Origin of the sequence: Bradyrhizobium sp. (genome assembly GCF_049586575.1) — a bacterium.
In the GTDB taxonomy this organism is placed as follows: domain Bacteria; phylum Pseudomonadota; class Alphaproteobacteria; order Rhizobiales; family Xanthobacteraceae; genus Bradyrhizobium.
This window is the reverse complement of record NZ_JBAVCF010000482.1, coordinates 1-3,811: the sequence shown is the minus strand read 5'-3', so window position 1 is coordinate 3,811 and position 3,811 is coordinate 1. Positions and strand designations below refer to the sequence as shown.

The 3,811-nt window shown below is 60.3% G+C and carries 6 protein-coding genes; 2 read left to right on the top strand and 4 right to left on the bottom strand.

Features of this window, described 5'->3' with window-relative positions; translation table 11 throughout:
- Window positions 1–165 precede the first annotated feature (165 nt).
- Entirely contained in the window at window positions 166–1,200 is a 1,035-nt protein-coding gene (locus WB528_RS18580) for a glutamine synthetase beta-grasp domain-containing protein (protein ID WP_423889855.1), read from the bottom strand.
- Window positions 1,201–1,749: 549 nt separating this feature from the next.
- Between WB528_RS18580 and WB528_RS18575 the strand changes: the two genes are divergently transcribed.
- A complete protein-coding gene (locus tag WB528_RS18575; protein ID WP_423889854.1) occupies window positions 1,750–1,947 on the top strand; it encodes a DUF2735 domain-containing protein in 198 nt (65 codons plus the stop codon).
- 55 nt (window positions 1,948–2,002) lie between these two features.
- Here the strand turns inward: WB528_RS18575 and WB528_RS18570 are convergent, their stop codons facing one another.
- Entirely contained in the window at window positions 2,003–2,314 is a 312-nt protein-coding gene (locus WB528_RS18570; protein WP_423889853.1) for an MliC family protein, read from the bottom strand.
- An 86-nt stretch (window positions 2,315–2,400) separates the two neighbouring features.
- A complete protein-coding gene (locus WB528_RS18565) occupies window positions 2,401–2,610 on the bottom strand; it encodes a hypothetical protein (RefSeq protein ID WP_423889852.1) in 210 nt (69 codons plus the stop codon).
- Window positions 2,611–2,852: 242 nt separating this feature from the next.
- Here WB528_RS18565 and fabG point away from each other — a divergent pair, with 242 nt between their 5' ends.
- Window positions 2,853–3,533: a 3-oxoacyl-ACP reductase FabG gene (gene fabG / locus WB528_RS18560; RefSeq protein WP_423889851.1), complete on the top strand. Its 681-nt coding sequence runs from the start codon at window positions 2,853–2,855 to the stop codon at window positions 3,531–3,533.
- On the opposite strand, the gene WB528_RS18555 is transcribed toward fabG, so the two are convergent.
- A partial coding sequence (locus WB528_RS18555; protein WP_423889850.1) for a hypothetical protein occupies window positions 3,530–3,811 on the bottom strand: 282 nt, incomplete at its 5' end. The two genes, fabG and WB528_RS18555, sit on opposite strands and share 4 nt — an antisense overlap.

The window sequence follows — 3,811 nt, the reverse complement described above, 5'->3', positions numbered from 1 at the left end:
CATCACGAATTCCCGGCTACGGGTAGCGAATGTCAAATCCACTCCACTAGCACGGCAATCTCAGGCTCAAAACGCAGTGATCCGCCGGGACGGTCGTCCCGGCGGATCATGTTGAAGGTCGAACCTTGCGGCGCCGAACTCTGCAGGCGGTGTGCCTTAAGTGACTTACGCCGCCGCCTTCGCGCCGGTCGGCACGATGGAGATGGTCTTCAGCACCTGCGAAGCGATCTGGTAGGGGTCGCCTTGCGAATTCGGTCGGCGATCTTCCAGATAGCCCTTGTAGCTGTTGTTGACGAAAGAGTGCGGCACGCGGATCGAGGCCCCGCGGTCAGCAACGCCCCAGCTGAAAGTGTCGATCGAGGCGGTCTCGTGCTTGCCGGTCAGGCGCATGTGGTTGTCCGGACCGTAGACCGCGATGTGGTCGGCGCGATTCGCCTTGAAGGCGTCCATCAACTTCTCGAAGTACTCCTTGCCGCCAACTTCGCGCATGTGCTTGGTGGAGAAGTTGCAATGCATGCCCGAGCCGTTCCAATCGGTGTCACCGAGCGGCTTGCAGTGGAATTCGATGTCGATGCCGTACTTTTCAGTGAGCCGCAGCATCAGGTAGCGGGCCATCCACATCTGGTCGGCGGCGGTCCTGGAGCCCTTGCCGAAGATCTGGAATTCCCACTGGCCCTTGGCGACTTCTGCGTTGATGCCTTCGTGGTTGATGCCGGCCGCGAGGCAGAGATCGAGATGTTCTTCGACCAGCTTGCGGGCGGCGTCGCCGACGTTCTTGTAGCCGACGCCAGTGTAGTACGGGCCCTGCGGCGCCGGGTAACCGGAGGCCGGGAAGCCAAGCGGACGGCCGTCCTTGTAGAAGAAATATTCCTGCTCGAAGCCAAACCATGCGTCCGCGTCGTCGAGGATGGTGGCGCGCTTGTTGGAGGGATGCGGTGTCTTGCCGTCGGGCATCATGACTTCGCACATCACGAGCGCGCCGTTGGTGCGGGCGGCGTCCGGATAAACGGCAACCGGCTTGAGCACGCAGTCCGAGCTGTGGCCTTCGGCCTGCAAGGTGGAGCTTCCGTCAAAGCCCCACAGGGGCAGTTGCTCCAGCGTCGGGAACGATGCGAATTCCTTGATCTGCGTTTTGCCGCGCAGATTCGGCGTCGGCGTATATCCGTCGAGCCAAATATACTCGAGCTTGTACTTGGTCATTGAGCCTCTCTTGAGTTGATAATGCGAAAGGCGTGAGAGCGAACCTGAGGCAGCTACCCCCGCACACGTACCCGGCCACGGTCAGGGCCAGTCACGAATAAGCAATAAAAGTGCCAATTATTGCAGTGCAGCATTGCCATTTCAGATGGCGGCTTCACGGATTTCCGGGTCGCGCAAAGTGCGGCATAGCCGCGCGGTCATCCGAGCCGTTGAAAAACGGCGCAAGAAACTCTGCGCAGCAACCGCGCCTGTTTCCACGGCATTTGCGCCACGACTCGCCGCCGTCGATCAAGGATGCGGCAGAGACACGCAACATTTCGGAAGAAAATCGTTGTTATCCGCAAGGCTGGCAATTCGGGAGCAGGTCGGCGGCCCGAGCCTGCATTGCATGGGGCAAAGGCAAGTTTGCATACTTTTTGGTCAGAAAATGATTTCTTTTTAATCAGGTTGCGCGCCCGGCTCACAGGACCGATATCCGCCTTCCAGTAACCACACACGAACGAGTCGGGCGCACCATGCGTTGAGAGCGTCACGGCAATGGAGATTTCGATGACGACAAATCACGGGCAGGAGTCTGCGCGGATCTACCAATTTCCGGCCGGGGGCCGCGCGGCTCTCGGCGGAAAGCGTTACGACGAATTCAAGCCTGCCGTCGCTCAGGCTTCCCCTCGTATAAACGAGGCCTGCAGCGGAAGCTGGTATCACGAGGAAGCTATTCGGGAAGCCGAACGCGGGCCCGATCACTAGGTGGATCAGGCCGAATGCTACGGAAGCGCCGGTTAAGCGCGGTTTGTGAGTCTTTCTAAGAGAGCTCGCATGCCGTCACCGGCCGTCGCACATGCCTGATCAAGGCGCCAGTTGCAGTCATGACAAGGCTCACGCCACTGCCGGAATAGCGTCTGCCTGACACGGTCAGAGCCTTCTTCAACGTGACGGCATGGCCGTCGATCTGGAGGAAGGCGCGCTTGTCGTTGGGGTAGAATGTCAGGATGAAGTGCGTGCCGTCGGCGCAACGGTAGGAATCGAAAGTCTGGGCCGACGCCGGTGATATCTGGCCAACAAGGCCCAATACCAAAATTGCCGCCCAGCCCACGGCTCCCTTATGCCATCTCATCGTCGCCCCCAGCCCTCACGGCAGGCTTGCCATAGCGCTGGGAAAAGCAGGTGTACAGTCCTGGACCCGGACAAAACGCGAAGCGCTCAGGCGGCCGCTTCCATTTCTTCCATTTCGGCGTCGAGATCGGCGATGACGTCCTCGAATGCGGAAATCGCCTGCTGAACGGCCGCGATCTGCATCAATTCCCATCCACTGACGGGGCCATTGCGGTTTTGCAGTGCGACCACCAGATCCCGCCGCTGCTCCTTGAGCTGGACGAGCGGCAAACCGTGGTCAGGCAGATGTCTTAACATGATGTTTCGAGCCCCCGTCAGTTGAGCGACGGGAAAAGCTATAACCCGACCGTTCTGCGTTTCGCTTACAAAACTCCGGCAAATTTTAGAAATCGCCAATAACCGTTGGAATATGGACATTATTTCCGCGCAAACCTGTTGCGTTTGATCGCTCTGGCCGCATTGCCAACGGGTTTTTGGCTGACGATAGTGGGCCGGGATACTTAATGCTTTCTGTTTCCCCCGGGGCCGGAGACCTCATCATGCAAGGAAAGGTCGTCGTCGTGACCGGCGCCTCAGGCGCGCTCGGCAAGGTCGTCGTTGCTGCGGCACTGGCCAAAGGCGCCAAAGTCGCCGGCATCGATCATGCCGCAGCGACGATCAAGGCGACGAGCGAGCGGGTCGAACTTGGCGGCATCGATCTCACCGACGCGGCCGAGGCCAGCAAGGCGATCGACGTGGCGGCTTCGCATTTCGGCAAGCTCGACGCGCTGATCAATATCGCCGGCGGATTTGCGTTCGAGACCGTCTCCGATGGCGACCCAAAAACCTGGCAACGCATGTATGCGCTTAACGTCCTGACTGCGCTCAATGCCTCGCGGTCGGCGATCCCCTATCTTGCGGCGTCCCATGCGGGCAGGATTGTCAATGTCGGCGCGATGGGCGCGTTGCAGGCAGGCGCGGGCATGGGCCCGTATGCAGCATCGAAGGCCGGAGTGCATCGTCTCACCGAAGCGCTCGCCGCCGAATGCAAAGGCAAGATCACCGTGAACGCGGTGTTGCCGTCGACCATCGACACCGCGGCCAACCGCGCCAGCATGCCGGGCGCCGATTTTGCGAAATGGGTCCGGCCGGATGAGCTGGCTGACGTCATCCTGTTTCTGGCGAGCGATGCGGCAAGCGCCGTCACCGGCGCGCTGCTCCCCGTCAACGGGCGGGTTTAATCCGGCACCAGCAATCGTAACCGCGATTTGAAGCGGATGCTCTGTTCGCCCGCCAGCGCAATGCCGTCACTTTCGGCCCCGTCATCGGAATAGGTACCGGTGAAGCCGATCGTGACCACCTTGCGTTCCCAGATCGGTCTCTCGCCAAAACTGGGTGTATGCTCGAGGTTGGTGACTTCGCCCTTCCACTTGCCATCGGCCGCGGTGTAGCTGCCATAGGCGTAAAAAACGAATCGCCACCGCGCAACGTGCCGTCGCGCACCACCATCACCCCCTGA